Source organism: Comamonas antarctica (genome assembly GCF_013363755.1).
Classification (GTDB): Bacteria; Pseudomonadota; Gammaproteobacteria; order Burkholderiales; family Burkholderiaceae_C; genus Comamonas; species Comamonas antarctica.
On record NZ_CP054840.1, the window covers coordinates 553,360 to 574,207 of the forward strand.

Annotated in this window: 14 protein-coding genes and 2 tRNA genes; 4 read left to right on the forward strand and 12 right to left on the reverse strand. The window is 67.2% G+C overall.

The window, feature by feature from the left end:
* Window positions 1-5: 5 nt before the first annotated feature.
* The 12 genes from HUK68_RS02600 to HUK68_RS02655 all read right to left on the reverse strand — a co-directional run bounded on the left by HUK68_RS02600 (window position 6) and on the right by HUK68_RS02655 (window position 15,744).
* Window positions 6-1,238: a SpoIIE family protein phosphatase gene (locus HUK68_RS02600; RefSeq protein ID WP_175502811.1), complete on the reverse strand. Its 1,233-nt coding sequence runs from the start codon at window positions 1,236-1,238 to the stop codon at window positions 6-8.
* Between the two features lie 139 nt (window positions 1,239-1,377).
* A complete protein-coding gene (locus HUK68_RS02605) occupies window positions 1,378-2,973 on the reverse strand; it encodes an ABC transporter substrate-binding protein (protein ID WP_175502812.1) in 1,596 nt (531 codons plus the stop codon).
* Between the two features lie 241 nt (window positions 2,974-3,214).
* A complete protein-coding gene (locus HUK68_RS02610; RefSeq protein ID WP_175502813.1) occupies window positions 3,215-4,903 on the reverse strand; it encodes a hydantoinase B/oxoprolinase family protein in 1,689 nt (562 codons plus the stop codon).
* Window positions 4,900-6,600: a hydantoinase B/oxoprolinase family protein gene (locus HUK68_RS02615; RefSeq protein WP_175502814.1), complete on the reverse strand. Its 1,701-nt coding sequence runs from the start codon at window positions 6,598-6,600 to the stop codon at window positions 4,900-4,902. Before HUK68_RS02615 ends, HUK68_RS02610 begins: the two co-directional genes overlap by 4 nt.
* Window positions 6,597-8,771, reverse strand: a complete 2,175-nt coding sequence (locus tag HUK68_RS02620) for a hydantoinase/oxoprolinase family protein (RefSeq protein WP_175502815.1) — start codon at window positions 8,769-8,771, stop codon at window positions 6,597-6,599. Before HUK68_RS02620 ends, HUK68_RS02615 begins: the two co-directional genes overlap by 4 nt.
* 185 nt (window positions 8,772-8,956) lie before the next feature.
* Window positions 8,957-10,546, reverse strand: a complete 1,590-nt coding sequence (locus HUK68_RS02625; protein WP_175502816.1) for a DUF4394 domain-containing protein — start codon at window positions 10,544-10,546, stop codon at window positions 8,957-8,959.
* Between the two features lie 216 nt (window positions 10,547-10,762).
* A tRNA-Met gene (locus tag HUK68_RS02630) sits at window positions 10,763-10,839 on the reverse strand.
* 140 nt (window positions 10,840-10,979) lie between these two features.
* Window positions 10,980-11,056 (reverse strand) — tRNA-Met (locus tag HUK68_RS02635).
* A gap of 63 nt (window positions 11,057-11,119) precedes the next feature.
* The gene (locus HUK68_RS02640) at window positions 11,120-11,899 is read right to left on the reverse strand and encodes an enoyl-CoA hydratase (protein ID WP_175502817.1); all 780 of its coding nucleotides are present in this window, start codon (window positions 11,897-11,899) and stop codon (window positions 11,120-11,122) included.
* Between the two features lie 81 nt (window positions 11,900-11,980).
* Window positions 11,981-13,795, reverse strand: a complete 1,815-nt coding sequence (locus tag HUK68_RS02645; protein WP_175502818.1) for a M61 family metallopeptidase — start codon at window positions 13,793-13,795, stop codon at window positions 11,981-11,983.
* 88 nt (window positions 13,796-13,883) lie between these two features.
* The gene (locus tag HUK68_RS02650) at window positions 13,884-14,588 is read right to left on the reverse strand and encodes a DsbC family protein (RefSeq protein WP_175502819.1); all 705 of its coding nucleotides are present in this window, start codon (window positions 14,586-14,588) and stop codon (window positions 13,884-13,886) included.
* Between the two features lie 34 nt (window positions 14,589-14,622).
* Window positions 14,623-15,744 (reverse strand): FAD-dependent monooxygenase, encoded by a 1,122-nt coding sequence (locus HUK68_RS02655; RefSeq protein WP_175502820.1) that lies wholly within the window; start codon window positions 15,742-15,744, stop codon window positions 14,623-14,625.
* A gap of 80 nt (window positions 15,745-15,824) precedes the next feature.
* Here HUK68_RS02655 and HUK68_RS02660 point away from each other — a divergent pair, with 80 nt between their 5' ends.
* The 4 genes from HUK68_RS02660 to HUK68_RS02675 all read left to right on the forward strand — a co-directional run bounded on the left by HUK68_RS02660 (window position 15,825) and on the right by HUK68_RS02675 (window position 20,840).
* A complete protein-coding gene (locus HUK68_RS02660; RefSeq protein ID WP_175502821.1) occupies window positions 15,825-16,715 on the forward strand; it encodes an MOSC domain-containing protein in 891 nt (296 codons plus the stop codon).
* Between the two features lie 433 nt (window positions 16,716-17,148).
* Entirely contained in the window at window positions 17,149-18,132 is a 984-nt protein-coding gene (locus HUK68_RS02665) for a porin (RefSeq protein ID WP_175502822.1), read from the forward strand.
* 118 nt (window positions 18,133-18,250) lie between these two features.
* Window positions 18,251-19,342 (forward strand): redox-regulated ATPase YchF, encoded by a 1,092-nt coding sequence (gene ychF, locus HUK68_RS02670; RefSeq protein ID WP_175502823.1) that lies wholly within the window; start codon window positions 18,251-18,253, stop codon window positions 19,340-19,342.
* Between the two features lie 79 nt (window positions 19,343-19,421).
* Window positions 19,422-20,840 carry a site-specific integrase gene (locus HUK68_RS02675; RefSeq protein WP_175502824.1) on the forward strand — a complete coding sequence of 473 codons (1,419 nt, stop codon included), beginning with the start codon at window positions 19,422-19,424 and terminating at the stop codon, window positions 20,838-20,840.
* Window positions 20,841-20,848: the final 8 nt, after the last annotated feature.

Consider the following 20,848-nt stretch of genomic DNA (forward strand, 5'->3'; position numbering starts at 1 on the left):
AGGGCTCAGGTTCGGAAGCAAAAGAAGGTCAGGTCGTCGCGGCGCGGCTGCTCGCCCTGCCAGTCGCGCAGGGCCTCCACCAGCGCGGCATTGACCTGCGCCGGGGTGTGGGCGTGGTGTTCGCGCAGCAGTTCGCGCACCCGGCGCTTGCCGAAGGCAATGCCGCGCGGCCCGCCGATCTGGTCGATCAATCCGTCGGTGCTCACGAACACCAGGCTGCCCGCGGGCAGCTGCAGTTCCTGGTTGCGCCACACGTAGTTGAAATCGCTGTCGACATAGCCCACGCCCTGGCGCTGGCCGTCGAGCATCTCCACGCCGTCGGCACCGGGGCGCAGCACGAACATCGTCAGCCGCGCACCCGCAAACACCAGCTGGCCGCTCGCGGGCTCGAACCAGAAGCAGGCCGCATCCATGCCGTCGTCCGACCCCGGCGTGTCGTCCTGGCCGTCGACCTGGCCCAGCATCTGCTTGATGCTGCGGTTGACATGGCCCAGCAGCCCGGCCGGGTCCTTGGGGCCGTTCTGCTCGATCGCCTGGCTCAGGCTGGTGGACGCGATCAGCGTCATGAACGCACCCGGCACGCCGTGGCCAGTGCAGTCGGCGACGGTGGCGAACCAGCCGTCTTCGGCGGTGCAGAACTGGTAGAAATCGCCGCCCACGATGTCGCGCGGCTCCCACACCAGATGCGCCTGCGGGCAGGCGCGCGCCAGGGCCTCCAGGGAACTGCGCAGCGTCGAGCGCTGGATCACGCTCGCATATTCGATGCTGTGCATGATCTGGCGGTTGCGCGAGGCCTGCATGTCGGCGACCACGCGCATCAGCTGCAAGCCGTTGCCGGTACCCGCGAATGCGCCGTCGCGCGTGATGATGAAGCCATCGGTCAGCGCCTTCTCGCCGTATTCGACGGTCTTGCGCGTCAGCGCGTCGATGTCGAGGGCGGCGTCGACGACCAGCGGCTCCTTGTCCATGAACGCAATGCAGCTCTTCCTGCCATACAGCTCGTTGCGGAACTGCTTGCTCATCTGCGACAGGAAGATGCTGCGGCTGATGAGGCCGATGGGCTTTTGGCCTTCGACCACGGGAAGGCTCACCAGGTCCTTGTGCCGGCCGAAGACCTCCATGACCTTTTCATTGGTCTCGTCGGGCGCCATGCTCGGCACCTCGATGCACAGATCGGCGGCACTGGGCTGGCGAAAGCGCGGCCGGACGCCGCTGAGGTACTCGGGGAGATCGCGCATGACAGCTGGGAAGAAACGATGTACGCAAATGTTACTTTTGCTGTATTTCGTATTTATGACAGCTTGGTTTCAGCGCCACTCCCTCCCGTCTTCGCGCCGATGAACACCGGGCGGACCCGCATCCGCCAGGCGCAGGCGCTTACTTCTTCGGTTCCAACCAGACATCGGCCAGGTTCGACTCGACGCCATCGGCGGTGAGCGAATGGTCGTGCACGCGCTGGTTCGCAATGGTGATGAACTCGGGCTGGTAGAGGTTCAGGTCCGGCACGTCGCGCGCCACCTGGTCCTGGAAGTCCTTGAACAGCTTCTTGCGTTTGACCGGGTCGTTCTCGACGGCCGCGTCTTCCAGCAGCTTGTCGACCACGGGGCTGTTGTAGTGCGTGCCATTGGAGAAAGGCACGCCCTTGATGAAGTTCTTCGACCAGTACAGCCGCTGCACGCCCACCGTGGGGTCGAACAGGTTGCTCGCGCCATTGGTGGTGAACGCGAAGTCGCGGTCGGTGTAGATGCGCTTGATGAAGGCGCTCGGGTCCTGGGCGCGCACCGTCACGGCGATGCCGATGCGTGCCAGCGCGGTGCGGATGTAGTCGGGCAGGCGCGTGCCTTCGGCGCTGATCGGGTTGAAGTCCAGCGGCAGCGCGAAGCGCACGCCGCCGGCCTTGCGCGGGTAGCCGGCTTCATCGAGCAGCGCGTTGGCCTTCTTCAGGTCGTACGCATAGGGCGAGGGCGCGGGGTCGTGGTAGGCGGCGAGGCCCGGCGCGATCGGCGAGTAGCTGACCTTGCCGTAGCCGTAGTTCACGACCTTGACGATCACGTTGCGGTCCAGCGCATGCGCCACCGCCTGGCGCACCTTGTCGTTCTTGAAGTACTCGTTGTCGAGGTTGAACTCCAGGCGCGTGACATTGTGCGAATAGCTGTTGCCCTTGGTCTCGAAGCGCAGCGTGGGAATCTTCTTCAGGCGCTCGAGATCGGCCAGCGGCACGGGCGTGCGGTAGCCCAGATCCACGGTGCCGGTCTCGAAGGCCACCGCCGCGGCCGCCGGGGCGCCGACGAAGCGCACGATCAGCTGGTCGACATAGGGCTTGGGCTTGTCCCAGTAATCGGCGTTGCGCTCATAGCCGATGTGGCTGCCGCGCACCCATTCCTTGAACCTGAACGGGCCCGTGCCCACGGGCGCGTTGTTGTTGGGGTTGGACTGGGCCGGCGTGCCTTCGTACCGGTGTTTGGGCACGATCGGGGTCTCGGACGCCACCAGCGCGCGGATCAGATAGGGCGCGGGCTTGGACAGGCGGATGATGGCCGTGTGCTTGTCCGGCGTGTCGATGCCGCTGACGTTGGCGAAGGTGTTGCGCCCGCGCGGGTGGATCTTCTTGAGCAGGTCGATGGAGAAGGCCACGTCGGCCGAGGTGAACTCGCGCCCGTCATGCCACTTGACGCCCTGGCGCAGGTGGAAGGTATAGGTCAGGCCGTCGGGGCTGATGCTCCACTTCGTGGCCAGCTGCGGCTGCGGGTTGACGCCGTAGTCGTACTTGAGCAGGCCTTCGGTGACCTTGGCGCTGACGCTCAGGATCGGCGTGGCGACATTGCTCACCGTGACCAGCGCGGTGGGCTCGGTGGGCAGCAGCAGCGTGAGCGTGCCGGAATGGTCGGGCGGCGCGGCGTGGCTGGCCAGGCCGATGCCCAGCAGCGCGGCGGCCAGCAGGGAACGGGTGCGGAAGGTGAATGGATGCTTCATGGCTTGGAACGGGAATGCAGAGGGAAGGATTGGGGGACGTGGCCGTTCATGGTTCGACAGGCTCACCACGAACGGTTTGCATGGTTCGACAGGCTCACCACGAACGGACAGGCGCACCACGAACGGTTTGCATGGTTCGACAGGCTCACCACGAACGGTTTGCATGGTTCGACAGGCTCACCACGAACGGACAGGCGCACCACGAACGGTTTGCATGGTTCGACAGGCTCACCACGAACGGTTAGCCGGGACCAGCGGCCTGCGCATAGGCTGCGGCCGCTTCGGGCGAGATCAGCCCATGGCGCAGGTCTTGCGCGATGCGCTCGGCGGGGCGCTGCGCGGGCAGGCCCAGGCCGCCGCCGCCCGGGGTCTCGACGATCAGCCGGTCGCCCGCGGGCACGACCTGGCGGCCCTTGGGCTGGAGCGTGGCGCCCGAGGCCAGGTACAGGCGCCCGGGCGCGCCGTCGAGGCCGCCGAGCGCGCCGCGCGCCGGGTGGTGCACACGGTCGAAGGCCGCGGCAATCAGCAGCGCGGCCTTTGGGTCGGCATGGCGCACTTCGATCACCTGGCCCAGCCCGCCGCGCGCCGCGCCCGCGCCGCCCGAGTCCGTGCGGAACTCCTTGCGCTCGAAGCGCAGCGGCGCCTGGGTCTCGAGGATTTCCAGCGATACATTGCGCACGCCGCTGGGGTAGGCGGTGACCGAAAGCCCGTCCTGGCCCGGGCGCGCGCCCGTGCCGCCGGTCGAGAAACTGATCGCATTGAAGCGCGGGCCGTTGCGCAGCGCGGCGTTGTCCTCGGCACTCGCGCCGCTCAGGCCCTCGCCGCCCACCAGCTGCAGGTTCCACAGCGACGACGCGCCTTCGGCCGGAACCAGATCGGGACGCGCCTGGCGCAGCGCGCCGAACACCACGTCGGGCAGCAACTGGCCGATCACATGGCGCGCCGTGACCGCGGCAGGGTGCAGCGCGTTGAGGATGCAGCCTTCGGGCGCAGCGATGCGGATCGGCGCCAGCGAGCCGGCGTTGTTGGGCACATCGGCGCCGACCAGGCAGCGCACGCCAAACGAGGTATAGGCGTCGGTATAGGCCTTGGGCACATTGATGCCGCGCGCCACCGTGCCCGAGGTGCCGCTGAAGTCCACGTCGATGCCGTCGTCGGAGATGGTGACGCTGGCCGTGAGCGTGACCGGCGCGTCGTAGCCGTCGGACACCAGCGTGTTGTGCCACACGCCCCGCGGCCACTGCGCAAGCGCGTTGCGCATGGCGCGCGCCGACTGCGCAATGATGTAGTCGCCCAGCGCCTCGAGGTCGTCCAGCGCGAACTCCTGCATCAGCGTCTTCAGCCGCCGGCTGCCGACTTCGTTGCAGGCGACCAGCGCGAACAGGTCGCCTTCGACCTGGGCCGGATCGCGCACATTGGCATGGATGATGGCCAGCACCGCCGGGTCCACCTCGCCGGCGCGAATGAAGCGCAGGATGGGCAGGAACAGCCCCTCGTGGTAGATCTCCAGGCCGTCGGGGCTTGAGCCGATGCCGCCGATATCGACCACATGCAGCGTCGCCGCGAACAGCGCCACGGCGCGGCCCGCGCGGAACACCGGCGTGACCATGGTCATGTCGAACAGATGGCCCGTGCCTTTCCACGGGTCGTTGGTGAGGAACACATCGCCGTCGCGCATGCCGTGCAGCGGGAACGCATGCAGGAAATGCTTGACCGATTCGGCCATCGCATTCACATGGCCGGGCGTGCCGGTCACGGCCTGCGCGACCATGCGGCCGTCGGGGAGGAACACGCCGGCCGACAGATCGCCGGCCTCGCGCGTGGGCGTGCCAAAGGCGGTGCGGATCAGCGTCTGCGCCTGTTCCTCGACCACGGACAACAACCGGTTCCACGCGAGTTGCTGGCGAATGACTTGCTTTGCGTCGCTCATGCCGGCACCTCCGCCGCAGCCGAATACTGCGCTGCGCCTTCGGCAGAGACCAGGCCGGCCTGCAGATCGCGCGCCAGGCGCGCGGGGTCGCGTTCGCGCGGATCGCCCAGGCCCGCGCCACCGGGGGTCTCGACGATCAGCACTTCGCCTGCGGGAATCAGCTGCCGGCCCTTGCCGCGCAGCAGCGTGCCCGCGTTCTGCAGCCGCGCCCGGCCTGTGGCGCCATCGCCGCCGCCCAGCGCGCCGCGCGGCGCGAAGCGCACGCGGTCCCAGCTCGCGGCCAGCACCATCGGCGCGCCGTCGGCGTTCTCCACGGCAATCGTCTGGCCCAGGCCGCCGCGCTGCGCGCCCGCGCCACCCGAGTCGGCGCGGTACTCCTTGCGCCGGAACAGCAGCGGCGCCTGCGTCTCGAGGATCTCCAGCGAGACATTGCGCACGCCGCTGGGATAGGCCGTGGCCGAGAGCCCGTCCTGGCCCGGCCGCGCGCCCGTGCCGCCAGTGGTGAAGCTGGTGATCGAGAAGCGCCGCGCCTGGGCCAGCGCCTCGTTGGGCCCGCCCGGGAACGGCCGGCCGCCGACGAGATGGATGTTCCACAGCGACGACGCGCCCTCGGCCGGCACGCGGTCGGGGCGCGCCTGGCGCAGTGCGCCGAACACCAGGTCCGGCAGCATCTGGCCGATTGCCGAGCGCGCCGTGACGGCCGCGGGCGGCAGCGCGTTGACGATCGAGCCTTCGGGCGCGGTGACCTGGATCGCGGCCAGCGAGCCCGAATTGTTCGGCACGTCGGAGCCGATCAGGCAGCGGATGCCAAACGAGGTGTAGGCATCGGTATAGGCCTTGGGCACGTTGATGCCGCGCGGCACCGTGCCCGAGGTGCCGGTGAAGTCGACGCGCACGCCGTCCTCATCGATGGTCACGGCCGCATGCAGCTCCAGCGGCGCGTCGTAGCCATCCACCGTCATGTGGTTGTGCCAGGTCCCCTTGGGCCATGCGCGCAGGGCCTCGCGCATGGCGCGCGCCGAGCGCTCCACGATGTAGTCGCCCTGGGCCCGCAGGTCATCGAGCGCGAATTCGCGCAGCAGCTGCTGCAGCCGGCGCGCGCCCACGGCGTTGCAGGCCACCAGCGCATGCAGGTCGCCCTCGACCTGTTCGGGTTCGCGCACATTGGCGCGCACGATGGCCAGGATCGCCTCCTGCAGCACGCCTTCGCGCACGAAATGCAGCAGCGGCAGGAACAGGCCTTCGTGGTAGATCTCCAGGCCGTCGGGCCCCGCGCCCAGGCCGCCGATATCGACCACATGCACCGTCGAGGCAAACAGCGCGACGATCTTCGCCTGGTGGAACACCGGCGTGACCATCACCACGTCATAGAGGTGGCCCGTGCCTTTCCATGGGTCGTTGGTGATGAACACATCGCCATCGCGCATGGTCTCGGCGGGGTAGGCGCGCAGGAAATGCAGCACCGAGTCGGCCATCGAGTTCACATGGCCCGGCGTGCCCGTGACGGCCTGCGCGATCATGCGGCCGTCGGGCAGGAACACGCCCGCCGACAGGTCGCCGGCCTCGCGCGTCGAGGTGCCGAAGGCGGTGCGTATCAGCGCCTGGGCCTGCTCTTCGACCACGGCCAGCAGGCGGCTCCAGATCAGTTGCCGGCGGATGGTCTGGCGCAGGGCCTGGCGTTGTGCGGCGGCGCTCATGCGGCCACCACCAGTTCGGCTTCTGCCTCGGCCGCCCGCGCCAGCTGCTGCGTGTCGTCGAGAATCAGCGCGCCCAGCTGGCTCAGGCGCACTTCGAAGCCCGCGATCACATGGGTGGTGGTTTCATCTTCGACAATCAGCGCCGGGCCGGCAAGCCATTGGCCGGGCTTGAGCAGCTGGCGTTCGTAGACCGGCACGGCCTGCCATTGGCCGCTGTCGGCGTCGTAGACCTCGCGGCTTTGCGTGGAAACCGCGCGCGCCTGGTCGGCGGGAATGTGATCAGGCGCGGGCGCCGCATGTTCGCCGGCCTGCACCGCCACCGACCAGCTCACGGCCTCGGCCGCGATGTGCGGCAGGCTGCGGCCATAGAGCTCGGCGTAGCGCTGCTCGAAGCGCTGGTGCAGCAGGGAAGAAGCCGAGGCGTCGAAGGGCCCGTCGGGCAGGGCCACGGGAATCTCGTGGCCCTGGCCCGCGTAGCGCATGAACACCTGGCGCTGGCGCACCAGCACCTCGCCCGGCGCGGCGCGCAGCACCACGGCATCGGCGGTTTCGGTGAGTTCGCCCAGCAGGCGCTCGACGGCCGTGTGGTCGATGCGGCCCAGGCGCTGGTGCAGGCTGCGCACCGTCTGGTAGGCCACGGGCGCCCAGAGAAAGCCCAGCGCCGAGCCCACGCCCGCCGAATTCGGCACCACCAGGCGCGCGATGCCCAGCTTGCGCGCCAGCAATGCGGCATGCAGCGGTGCCGCGCCGCCAAACGCGATCAGCGTGCTTTCATCGGCAGACTTGCCCAGCTCCGACGCATGCACGCGCGCGGCGTTGGCCATGTTCTCGGTGACGATGTCGATCACGGCCTGGGCCGCGGGTTCGGCCTCGAGCCCGGTCTGCGCACCGAGCCCGCGCTCCAGCGCGGCGCGGGCCAATCGCGGATCGAGCTGCACCTTGCCGACGGCAAAGCGCGCCGGGTCGACATGGCCCAGCGCCGCATGCGCATCGGTCACGGTGGGCTGCGCGCCGCCCAGGCCATAGGCCGCCGGGCCCGGGCTCGATCCCGCGCTGTCGGGGCCGACCTGCACCACGCCCAGGTGGTTGACGCGCGCGATCGAGCCGCCGCCCGCGCCGATCTCGACCATCTCGATCACCGGAATGCGGATCGGCAGTCCCGAGCCCTTGAGGTGGCGGTGCACGCGGCCGAACTCGAAGCTGCGGCTGACCTGCGGCTGGTAGTCGTCGATGAAGCAGATCTTGGCCGTGGTGCCGCCCATGTCGAACGACAGCGCGCGCGCCGCGCCGATCTGCTCGGCCACCTGGCGCGCCAGCACCGCGCCGCCCGCGGGGCCGGATTCGACCAGGCGCACCGGCTCGTCGATGCCGCTTTGCAGCGTGGTGAGCGCGCCGCCCGAGGTCATCAAAAAGGGTTCCGAGTGCAGGCCGCGCTGCGTGAGGCCCTGCTGCAGCCGGCGCAGATAGCCCGCGACCTGCGGCTGCACATAGGCATTGGCCGACACCGTGGACAGGCGCTCGTATTCGCGGATCTCGGGGCACACATCGGAGGCCAGCGAGACCCACAGCTGCGGCGCATGTTTCGCCAGGATGGCGCGCACGCGGCGCTCGTGGACCGGATTCGCATAGCCATGCAGAAAGCACACGGCCACGCTCTCGATGCCATCGGCCACGAGCTGCTTGGCCAGCGCCTCGACCTGGGCTTCATCGAGCGCCGTCAGCGCCTGGCCCGCGGCATTCACACGCTCCACGACGCCATGGCGCCAGTGGCGCGGCACCAGAGGCGCGGGTTTTTCGAGGAACACGTCGTATTGCGCGAAGCGGTCTTCGAGGCCGATCTCGACCAGATCGCGAAAGCCGTGCGTGGTGATCAGCGCGGTCTTCGCGCCCTTGCGCTCGATCAGCGCGTTGGTGGCCAGCGTCGTGCCCAGGATCAGCAGTTCGACCTGCGTCCAGTCGAGCTCCGCGAGGCGCAGGATCTCCTCGACGCCCGACAGCACGGCCTGCTCGGGCGCCTGCGGCGTGGTGAGCACCTTCACGGTGTGCTTGCGCGCGCCGTGCAGCAGCACGACATCGGTAAAGGTGCCGCCGACATCGACGGCCACGCGCACGCGCGTATCGAGGCCGGCGGAGGGGGCTTGGGGGGCTTGGGGAGTCTGGGTGGGAGGCATGGAAACTCTGGCGGCAGGTGGGGAAGTCGCTGCGGTCCACCCGGGGCGGGCGGACGAGCGCTGGCCTGTCCATGCTAGGTTTTGCTGCCGTTTTGCCCAACGAAGCTTTTCATGCTTCGATATCTGGAAATTGCGCGGCGCCGCGCGCTGCCGCGAAGGCCAGTCGCCGGCGCCGCGTCAATGCCTCAATAGCGGATCGCGATATCGAGCACCACCGGACCTGCCGCGCCGCCGATATACGAGCGCGTGGCATCGCCGCTGGTGTTGCCGTAGAGCGTGGCCGCCCCGGTGGTCAGCGACAGCGTGTAGAGGCTGAAAGGACCGGTGGGCGTGGAGCGCAGCGCGGCCAGCACCAGGCCGTTGGCGCCGCCGGCGATGTCCAGCGCCGCGGTGCCGTTGGCGGTCACGTTCAGCGGGCCGACATCGACCAGCGTGCCGTCGTTGGGCGGCGTCTGCTTGGCCAGCACGTTCTGCGCGCGTTCGATGTCATAGAGATCGGTGGCGGTCGCGCCCGCAAAGCTGTTGGTATAGGCCCCGGCGGACACCACCGGCGGCATGGCGCGGTTGATGTCGCCGTCGGTCGTGGTGCCGCCCGTGTCGACGTTGATGCGCAGGTTCTGGCCCAGGTTGCTGATCACGCGCAGGCGGTCGGCCACGGGGTTGAAGTCGACGACGAAGCTCGCGCCGTTCAGGCGCGCATAGGGCGCGGTGGTATCGGCCGGATCGGGGCTCAGCGTCGCGGCATGCGCCGTGGCGCCCGTGGCGGGATCCACGGTCAGCAGGCGGCCGATGCTGGTCAGCGCATAGAGGCGGCCGTTGGCCGGGCGGAAATCCATGCCCAGCACGTTCTCGCCCGTGGCCAGTCCTGCGATCTTCACCGGCGCCGACAGCGTGCCCGGCGTGGCCGGCGCGAAGCTGCGCAGCTGGGCCGCATCATCGAGCACATAGGCCAGCGGCGCGGCTGGCTGCGTCAGCGTGAGGCCGACCAGCGCCTCGCCGGTGCCGATGGTGCCCACCAGTTTGGCGCCCGCCGTGCCGCTCAGCGCAATCGTGTAGAGCTGGGCCGTGCCGTTCACGGCCAGCGCGGCATAGCCCTGGTTGTTGCGCGCATCGATGTCGAAGCCGTTGCTGGCCGAGAACGTCACGTTCTGCGCCACCGGGTTGGCCAGCGTGCCGTTGTTGGGCGGATCCTGCAGGTACAGCGTGCCCGCGGCATCGAGGTTGTAGAGCTGGGTCGTGGTCGCGCCCGCGAACGCGTTGGTATAGGCCGAAGCGGTGATCGCCGCGCCCGCCACGCCATTGATCGCGCCATCCGCGGTGGCCACGCCCGTGTTCACATCGACGCGCAGGTTCTGGCCGGTGTTGCTGACCAGGCGCAGCCGGTCGGCCACAGGGTTGAAGTCGACACCGAACTGGCTGCCGGCCAGCGCGATGCTGAGCGCCGACTTGAAGCTCAGCGCGCCGGTCTTGGCATCCAGCGTGTAGATGCGGCTGGTCGAGCTGACCGCGTAGATCAGGCCATCGGCCGGGCGCACGTCAATGCCGACCAGCGTTTCCCCGGTCGCCAGCCCCGACAGCGCGGCGTTGCTGCTGAGCGCGCCGGGCGTGGCGCGGTCGAAGCTGATGACCCGGCCCGACGCGGTGACGGCAATGGTGTTGCCCAGCGTGACCTCGGGCGGCGCCGGCGGGGTGTCGTCACCGCCGCCGCCGCAGGCAGCAAGTGCGAAAACAGCCGACATGACCGCTACCGGGCGAAAGATCTGGAATCGATGCATTTGCTTGTCCTTGAAGTGGAGGAAATGTCATGCACGCTGTTTTGTTGCGATTTGGTGTGCCCGACTGTTCTTCTACCCGCAAGGTCGGCGCTTGGATGCACCGCGTAACAAAGAAATACGTCTTTGCCGCGCCTGTTTCCGAAGATGGGGGAGGGCCGCATGCGGCCTGGCCAAAAACCAAAAGCCCCAGGCGCTTGCGCGCTTGGGGCTTGAATCTGGTGGTCGTAGCGGGACTCGAACCTGCGACATCAGCATTATGAATGCTGCGCTCTAACCGACTGAGCTATACGACCGATGGTCCGCGATTGTATAGGAAGAAATGGCCTTTGCCGCCAACTGGGGCATCTTTATCCCCAAGCCGAACCGGCGCCTGAAATTTCGCTGCCGCAAAGAAAAAACCGCAGTGTCTTTGCAAACACTGCGGTTTTCTGTCTGGTGGTCGTAGCGGGACTCGAACCTGCGACATCAGCATTATGAATGCTGCGCTCTAACCGACTGAGCTATACGACCGAAGCCAGCAATTATAGGCGAAAAATCGCCGCTTCATGGATTTCCTGCAAAAAATCTTGGGCTTCACTGGTGCGTGAAATGGGCCGGGCGCTTGTTGACGAACGCATCCATGCCTTCCTTCTGGTCCTGCGTGGCGAACAGCGCGTGGAACAGGCGGCGCTCGAACATCACGCCGTCGCTGAGGCTGCCCTCGAAGGCGCGGTTGACCGATTCCTTGGCCGCCATGACCGCGATCTGCGAGAAGCCGCTGATCTGCAGCGCCGCGCCCAGCGCTTCGTCCATGAGCTTGTCGAGCGCGACGACGCGGCTCACCAGGCCTGCGCGCTCGGCTTCGGTCGCGTCCATCATGCGGCCGGTGAGCGCCATGTCCATGGCCTTGGACTTGCCCACGGCGCGCGGCAGGCGCTGCGTGCCGCCCGCGCCGGGAATCACGCCCAGCTTGATCTCGGGCTGGCCGAATTTCGCGTTGTCGGCGGCAATGATGAAGTCGCACATCATGGCCAGCTCGCAGCCGCCGCCCAGCGCAAAGCCCGACACGGCCGCGATCACCGGCTTGCGGATGCTGCGGATGGCTTCCCAGTTGCGCGTGATGTAGTCGCCCTTGTAGGCATCGACAAAGCTGTACTTGGCCATCGCGCCGATGTCGGCACCCGCGGCAAACGCCTTCTCGCTGCCGGTGATGATGACGCAGCCGATGTTCTCGTCGGCATCGAACGCCTGCAGCGCCGCGCCCAGCTCGGTCATGAGCTGGTCATTGAGCGCGTTGAGCTGCTTGGGGCGGTTGAGGGTGATGACGCCGACTTTTTCGGCTTCGGTGCGAACTTCGATCATTTCGTAGGCCAAGGGGATATCTCCGAGTCGTAGTTGTGATGGCTTGGACACTATAACCAAGGGAGGGCAGGGGTGGTCTTGAGGGCAGGCCGGTCATCCTTCGACAGGCTCAGGACGAACGGTGGCCGCATTCCGCAGCCAGCGCTTCGCCAGATCCCCATCCGCAACCGCCAGCCCCACATTCGCCGCCAGCGCCCCTTGCGGCTCGTTCAGCGCCAGTGGCAGCCACAGCAGTTGCTGATCGCGCGCCACCAGCGCCGTGAGCTGCTGCGCCTGGCCCGCGTAGAACGCGATGTCTTCGAGCTTGGTCAGGCGCCAGCCCGCGCCGCTCTCCAGTTCGATGCCCAGCCATTCATCGCCGGCCATGAAACCCGCGCGCTCGGCCAGGCCGCCGCGCAGCACGGCCTTGATCTGGATGCTGTGGTTCTCCTGCACGCGCAGGCCCAGGCGCTGCGCGGGCTGGGGCGGCTCGGCCTGCAGGCGCACGCCGTGCGCGGCCAGCAACTCTTCCAGCGGCAGCTCGGCCGTGCCATGCACCCATTGCGCGAGTTCCTCGGCATAGCTGCGGCCCGCGACCTGCTCGAGCACGGCCAGCACATCGGCTTCGGACATCGGTCCGCCCTGGCAGCGCTGCCAGAGCACGCGCATCACGGCGTCGAGCGAGCCCTTGCCTTCGCGGCGCAGCGTCAGGTCCAGGCACAGCGCGACCAGCGCGCCCTTGGTGTAGTAGCTCACGGTGCTGTTGGCCGTGTTCTCGTCCTGGCGGTAGTACCTGACCCAGGCATCGAAGCTCGACTGCGCCACGCTTTGCAGCTGGCGGCCCGGCGTCTGCAGCACCTGGTTGATGGTCTTGGCGAGCAGCTTGAGGTAGCGCGCCTCGTCGATCAGCCCGGCGCGCAGCAGCAGCAGGTCGTCGTAGTAGCTGGTGAAGCCTTCGAAGAACCACAGCAGCTCGGTGTAGTTCTCCTGGTCGTAGTCGTAGCGCGCGAACGCGTCGGGGCGCAGGCGCTTGACGTTCCAGGTGTGGAAGTATTCGTGGCTGATCAGGCCCAGCAGCGTCGCGTAGCCGTCGCTGGTCTTGCCGTCGCCCGTGCGCGGCAGGTCGCGGCGGCTGCAGATCAACGCCGTCGAGTTGCGGTGCTCGAGCCCGCCGTAGCCGTCGTTGACGACATTCAGCATGAACACATAGCGGCCATGCGGCGCGCGGCTGCCGTCATGCGCATGCCAGAAGCCGATCGCGGCCTCGCAGATGCGGCGGCTGTCTTCGAGCAGGCGCGCGTGGTCGAAGGATTCGGCCGCGCCGGCCACGACAAACTGGTGGCTGATGCCGCCGGCCTCGAAGAAGCCGCTCCAGAAACGGCCCATCTCGACCGGGCAGTCGACCAGCTCGTCGTAGTCCTGCGCGCGGTACAGGCCAAAGCCCTGGCCGTCGATATGCACGGGTTCCAGGCCGGTGGCAATCGACCAGTTCGCTGTTGCCGGCGTGGCCGCGAGTTCGAGGCTGTGCAGCGCGTCTTCCTGGCCCAGCACGCGCAGGCACAGGCTGGTGCCGTTGAAGAAGCCGCGCTGCGCATCGAGCCAGGCGGTGCGCACCGAGTTGTCATAGGCGCAGACCTCGTAGCGCAGCGTCAAGGGCACGCCGGCCTGGCAGTCGATCTGCCAGCGCTGCTTGCCGAGCTGGCGCACGCCCACGCTGGCGCCGGCCTGCGTGGCCTCCAGGCCTTGCAGGTTCTTCGCGAATTCCCGCACCAGATAGCTGCCCGGAATCCACACCGGCAGCGAGACCTGCTGCTGCGCGGCGGGCGCCTGCACCAGCAGTTCGATGGCAAACAGGCGGGCCTGGAGATCCTGCGCACTGACGCGGTAGTGCACGGGGGCGGGAAGGAGGGCGGCTGGGGTGGCGGGCATGGGCGGGTCGATTCAGGACTGTGCCCCGGACGCGTGCAATGCCGTGCCCGCGGGCCGTGAATGGAAAAGGGCGCCGGGCGCTCCGGGGTCAACGGGCCTCGAGATGCTTCTCGACTTCGGCGGCGCTGATGGCGCCGGGCACGCGTGCGTTGTTGGCGAAGATCAGCGTCGGCGTGCCGGTGATCTTGTACTTGCGGCCGAACGCCAGGTTGCGCTGCAGCGCCGCGGTGTCGCAGCTGGCCGCGGGCGTGACCTTGTCGCGCAGCATGTGGTCATGCCAGGCCTGGACGCGGTCCTTGGCGCACCAGATGTTGCGCGATTTCTCGGCCGAGTCCGGGCTCAGGATGGGATAGAGGAACAGGTGGATGGTGACGTTGTCGACCTTTTGCAGGTCGCGCTCGAAGCGCTTGCAGTAGCCGCAGTTCGGGTCTTCGAACACCGCCATCTTGCGCGCGCCGTTGCCGCGCACGATGGTGAAGGCGTCCTTGAGCGGCAGCGCCGAGAAGTCGACCGAGGTCAGCTGGTTGATGCGGTCCTCGGTCAGGTTGCGCCGCGCCTTGGTGTCGATCAGCTCGCCCTGGATCAGGTAGTTGCCCTTGGCATCGGTGTAGAACAGGTCGGTGCCGATGCGCACTTCAAACAGGCCGGGCATGGGCGTGGGCCGCACTTCCTCGATCTTGTCGAGCTGGGGAATGCGTTCGGTCAGCGTCTTCTTCAGCGCCGCGTCCTGGGCCTGCGCGGTCATTCCAATGGACAAAAGGCCTGCTGCAAGCAGCGAAGTCATCAATTTCATAGCAAATGTTCCGTAGTCAACGAGGGCCATGCCCTCAGGTCCCAAGTCCCATGGCCTGGCGTGCCATCCAGGCCTTGATCGGGCCGCTGTGCTCGAAGCCCTTCATGCCCCAGTTGCGCAGCGCCTGCAATGGCGCCTCGCGGCGCGTGAAGAGCTGCTGCAGGCCGTCCATGGCCAGGCCCATCGGCGCCAGCGCGGCCTTGCGTTCGCGCTCGTAGCGGCGCAGCAGCCGCAGGTCGCCGGTGCTGCGCCAGGCATCGCGCTCTTGCAGCACGCGCGCCAGGGCCTGCGCATCGCCCAGGCCCAGGTTCAGCCCCTGGCCCGCCAGGGGATGCACGTTGTGCGCGGCGTCGCCGACCAGCACCCAGCTGCCGCCATCGCCCAGCGTGCCGCTCCAGCGGTCGGCCAGGGCCTGCTGCAGCGGCCATTCGACGCGTTCGCTGGCGAGCGTGAGCCGGCCCAGCGCGCCCTGGCTGATGTCTTCGAGCCGCTGGGTGAAGGCTTCGGGGCTGGCGTTCATCCAGGCGGCGACGTTTTCCTGCGCGATCGACCAGACCACGGCCACCGTATGGCCTTGCGGGCCGTCGAGCGGCAGCAGCGCCAGGATGCCTTCGGGCGCAAGCCACTGGCGCGCGCTTTCACCGTGCGGCAGTTCGCAGTGCAATCGCGTGGCAATCGCATGCTGGCCGTAGGGCGTGATCGCGAACTCCACGCCGAACTCGGCGCGCGTGCGGCTGGCGCGGCCTTCGCAGACCGCGGTGAGCGGCGCGGCCACTGGCGCATCGACCAGCTCGACGCCGGGCTGGTAGCGCACGGCCTCGCCAAGCCGGGCTTCGAGCGCGGGCACGTCGACGATCCAGGCCAGCGCATCGACGTCCTGGGCCTGGGCATCGAAATGCACGTTGCCGTCGAGATCGCCATGCACTTCCATGTGCCGCACGGCCGTGGCGTGCTGGGCGTCGGGCCAGCTGCGCAGCGATTCGAGCAACTGGCGCGAGGCCGCGTTCAGGGCATAGGCCCGCACGTCATGGTGCCCGGCGGTTGCCGCGGGAGCCGCCACCAGCGCAACGCGCAGGCGCTCGCGGGCAAGCAGCAGGGCCAGGGTACGGCCGACGATGCCGGCCCCACGGATACAGATATCAAAGGTTTGCGCCATGCGGGGGATTGTAGGAGGCTGGGAATTCCTCGGCGTCCAGCGCGCATTGCGCACTGTCAATCGCTGGGAGAATCGCGTGCATGGTGCATATAGACAATCAAAATGCGGGAACGTTCCCGCCATCGGCCGCCACGCCCGGCCGGATTGCCCGGCTGTGGATTTATCCGGTCAAATCCTTTGCCGGCATCGAGGTCGATTCGGCCGAACTGCAGGCCACCGGGCTGGCCTGGGACCGCAGCTGGATGCTGGTCGATGCCAACGGGCTTTTCCTGAGCCAGCGCACGCTGGCGCGCATGGCGCTGGTGCAGCCGCGGCTCGAAGCCGATGCGCTGGTGCTGGCGTTTGGCGGCACCGAACTGCGTGTGCCGCTGGCCGAGGGCGGCGTGTCGCGCACGGTGCGGGTCTGGAAGGACCAGTTGCAGGCCTGGGACCTGGGCGACGAGGCCGCGCGCCGGCTGGGCGCGTTTCTCGGCAAGGAGTGCCGGCTGGTGCGTTTCGACAGCCGCGAGCGCCGCCTGACCAGCCTCCAATGGACGGGCGGAATCGAGGCGCCCAACCAGTTTGCCGACGGCCACCCGGTGCTGGTGATCACGCAGGGCGCGCTGGACGGGCTCAATGCGCGGCTCGCGGCCCAAGGCCATGCGCCCGTGGGCATGCAGCGTTTTCGACCGAACATCGTGCTCGACGGCCTGGCGCCGCATGCCGAGGACCATCTGGCCCAACTGCGGATCGGCGAGGTGCAATTGCAGCTGGCCAAGCCCTGCACGCGCTGCCCGATTCCCGACATCGACCCGCTGACCGCACTGGCCTCGCCCGAGGTCGGCCGGACATTGCGCAGCTACCGCCAGGATGCGCGCGTGAAGGGCGCAGTGACATTCGGCCGGCATGCGATCGTGGCCCGCGGCCTGGGGCAGGTGCTGCGCACGGGCGCGCGCGTGCTCACCATAACCGACGATCGCGCGGCTGGCTGAAGCCGCGCCAAAGCAGCAGGGCAGCGCGCGGTTTTTCCATCCGTCCCTGCGGGATGCGCTGGCTAGAATGCGCGCTGGAAGGCGGCGGCTCAGGCCCCGCCGATCTGCCTTTGGCCGCCGGGCCATGGGTTCGGCCGAGGACGGCAATGCGTTGCCTGCGCCCCGTACGTCGAGCCCGCACTCCCGGCGGCTTTCTCGACTGCTGGCGTGCGCGCCGCGGCCATGGTCTCCGGACCCTGGCTGCGCCTGATGCGTGCCGGTGCAGTTCCTTGCTGGCGGGTGCTGCGCGCAAGACGCGCGGCCCGGCCATCGCCTGGGGCACCTGCCCCAAACCCATCGTTTCCAGACGCCGACCCGCCCCGGGCTGGCGCCCGCTTTCCGCCCGCGGAAAAGCCTTGCCGGAAACGATCCGTTCAAAGGAGAGAAATTCATCATGCGCTGCAATTCCCCCCGGCTCCTGGCCTGTGCCGTTCTTGGCAGCTTCGCGGCTTCGGTGCCCGCCTGGGCGCAATCCTCGGTATCGATCAACGGCCTGCTCGATGCCGGCGTCTACCGCAGCTTCGATGGCGTGAACCAGCTGGGCACCATCCAGCGCAGCAATGTCGCGATCTCGGGCTTCGAAGACCTGGGCGGCGGCATGAAGGCCATCTTCCGCCTGAGCACGCGCCTGGAGCTCGACACCGGCGAGTCCGAGGGCGCGGGCGTCAAGCCCTTCTGGCATGACGAATCCACCGTGGGCCTGCAGGCCGGCTGGGGCACGCTGCGCATCGGCCGCGCGTTGACGCCGATGTGGGCGCAGGACTGGAAGTTCGATCCCTGGGGCAACTTCAACCGCATCGCCTCGCCGGCCTGGTACCAGTGGCATGCGCTCACGCCCAGCGATCCGTTCGGCAACAATGGCACGGCCGAGTACGGCCGCATCAACAACGGCATCTTCTACGACTCGCCGAAGATGGCCGGCTTCACCGTGCGCCTGAGCGCGTCGCCCGAGCGCCAGAGCGAACTGGGCGCAACGCAGCGCCCGTATGCCGCGGCGCTGGAGTATGAAAACCAGGGCGTGTCGGCGCTGGCGGCCTACGAGCGCAACAGCGTGGGCGACAAGGACAGCTTTCTTGCCGGCAAATACCGCTTCGGCAACGCCGCGCTGATGCTGGCCTACGACGACAGCCGCAGCGCCGGCAACGTCGCCAAGTCGCGCGCCACCACGCTGGGCGGCACCTACACGATGGGCGCGACCACGCTCAAGGCCGGGTATGGCCACCAGCGCCTGAACCAGGACACCAACCGCTTTGCGTCGGTGGGCGCGGACTATGCGCTGTCCAAGCGCACCACGCTGTACGCGAGCCTGGGCCACAAGCGCGATGCGAACGTCGCGTCGCGCACCGCGTTTGGCGTGGGCATGTCGCACGCCTTCTGAGCCCGCGCGGGGCACAGGATGACGCCGCCTGGCCATGCGCCAAAAGCATGGCCGGCAAGGATATGCGGGTAAGGCTTAAAATACTCGGTTTGTCCCCAGATCTCCAGAAAGCCCTGCCATGAGCCTGAAATGCGGCATCGTGGGCCTGCCCAACGTGGGCAAGTCCACCCTCTTCAATGCACTGACCAAGGCCGGCATTGCGGCCGAAAACTACCCCTTCTGCACCATCGAGCCGAACACCGGCGTGGTCGAAGTGCCCGATCCGCGCCTGGACCAGCTGGCCGAGATCATCCATCCCGAGCGCATCGTGCCGGCCATCGTCGAGTTCGTCGACATTGCGGGCCTGGTCGCGGGCGCGAGCAAGGGTGAAGGCCTGGGCAACCAGTTCCTGGCCCACATCCGTGAAACCGACGCCATCGTCAACGTGGTGCGCTGCTTCGAAGACGACAACGTGATCCACGTCGCGGGCCGCGTCGACCCGATCTCCGACATCGAAGTCATCCAGACCGAGCTGTGCCTGGCCGACATGAACACCGTCGAGAAGGCCATCAACCGCTACAGCAAGGCCGCCAAGTCGGGCAACGACAAGGAAGCCGCCAAGCTGGTGTCGCTGCTCACGCCCATCCTTGCTGCGCTCAACGAAGGCAAGCCCGCGCGCGTGGTGCCGGTGTCCAAGGAAGACGCACCGCTGCTCAAGCCCTTCTGCCTGATCACCGCCAAGCCCGCGATGTTCGTCGGCAACGTCAGCGAAGACGGCTTCGAGAACAACCCGCTGCTCGACCGCCTGAAGGAATACGCCGCGGCCCAGGGCGCGCCCGTCGTGGCCATCTGCGCCAAGATGGAAGCCGAGATGGCCGAGATGAGCGATGAGGACCGCGACATGTTCCTGGCCGAGATGGGCCAGGACGAACCCGGCCTGAACCGCCTGATCCGCGCCGGCTTCCGCCTGCTGGGCCTGCAGACCTACTTCACCGCTGGCGTGAAGGAAGTCCGCGCCTGGACCGTGCCCGTCGGCGCCACCGCGCCCCAGGCCGCGGGCGTGATCCACGGCGATTTCGAGCGCGGCTTCATCCGCGCGCAGACCATTGCGTTTGACGACTACATCGCGCTCAAGGGCGAACAGGCTGCCAAGGATGCGGGCAAGATGCGCGCCGAAGGCAAGGACTATGTGGTCAAGGACGGCGACGTGCTGAACTTCCTGTTCCATTAACAGGTTCACCGAGCGAAAACACATTTGACTGGAAGCTCCTGTATGGACACACTTGCTATGTTTACATACAGGACTCTCCATGCTCGAAGGGCCGTCGATCTACACCCTACCTATCTTCCGCAACACCCAAGTTGCTGAAGAGCCGGGTTCTCGACGCATTCCGGTTGACCACATGGTCAAGGGCGAACGAGTCAAGTACTGGCGAGAGCTACGCGCCTCCAAGTTGATCAAGTGGGAAACGTTCCCTAAGTTCCCTCTAGTTCTGAATGCCGATGGGTCACCGTGGGCACCCGCCTGCCTGTGGTTGGTAGATCGAGCGCGAGCGAACCCTCTCAAAGCATCTTCGCTGAACCCCCTTGCCCAGGGGTTGCGGGCCTATAAGAGGTTCCTCGATGAGGTAGGGCTTGACTGGGACGATTTCTCAGCGGTGGACAAGTATCTTCGTCCCACCTATCTCTACAAGACCCACCTTCAGGACTTGATCAACAGCGGCGCCATCAAGCGCAGCACCGCCAGCGGCCGTATGCAAACGGTGGTGAGCTTCTACCGGTTTCTGAAGGAGACCGAAAGGATGGCCTTCCGGCCCCAGAACGCCCCCTGGGTTGACTTAACCGTCGGCCTTCAGTACCGCGATACCCAAGGCTTCAAGCAGGTCAAAGTGGTCCAGTCAACTGACTTGTCAGTCAAAGTCCCAAAGCGAGACTATGCCTGGGACCGCGGAATTCATGATGGAGGGAACTTGGTTCCGCTGTCTCAGAATGAGCAAAAGGGGTTGATCCACGCGTTGAAGAAGCTCGGGAATCGCGAATATGAACTCATGCACCTAGTTGCGCTCCTGACTGGCGCCCGGATTCAGACTGTTCTCACGCTGCGTTGGGGCGACTTCGCCATGCCACCCAGCCAGGTCAACCAGTGGCCGTTTAAGCTGCGCTGCGGGCCGGGGACAGGCATCGACACCAAGAACAATGTGACCGACGTGTACCTATCGGTGCAGAGGGACCTCTATGAATGGCTCCATACCTACGCAGTGTCCGAAAAAGCTATGGCGAGGCGCGTCAAGTCCGACCTAAAGGAGTCCCCTGAAAACTATCTGTTCCTCTCCAATCGGGGTGGCCCTCACTACGAGTCGAAGGACGATCTCAACGTCGCGCGGAACTCCGATGAACCGCTGAAACGCTCGTCCCCGACCGGCCAGAACCTCCGGAGCTTCATGACCGACTACCTCATCCCTGAGGTCCGGAAGACGATTCCGAATTTCTCCTTCAAGTTTCATGACCTCAGGGCATCCTTCGGGGTCAACTGGGTTGATGCCGTTTTGCAGGATCAAGACACCCACCAGCGCTACAACTGGGCTCGGGACCAACTGCGTAAACTCCTGTGGCACGCGAATGCAATCACGACCGACCGCTACCTCCAGTACCGCCAGCACATGCACCAACTCGAACAGGCCGATGCCGACTGGAACAGGCATCTGCATGAGCTGATTCGCTCCGCTTGAACGTGCGA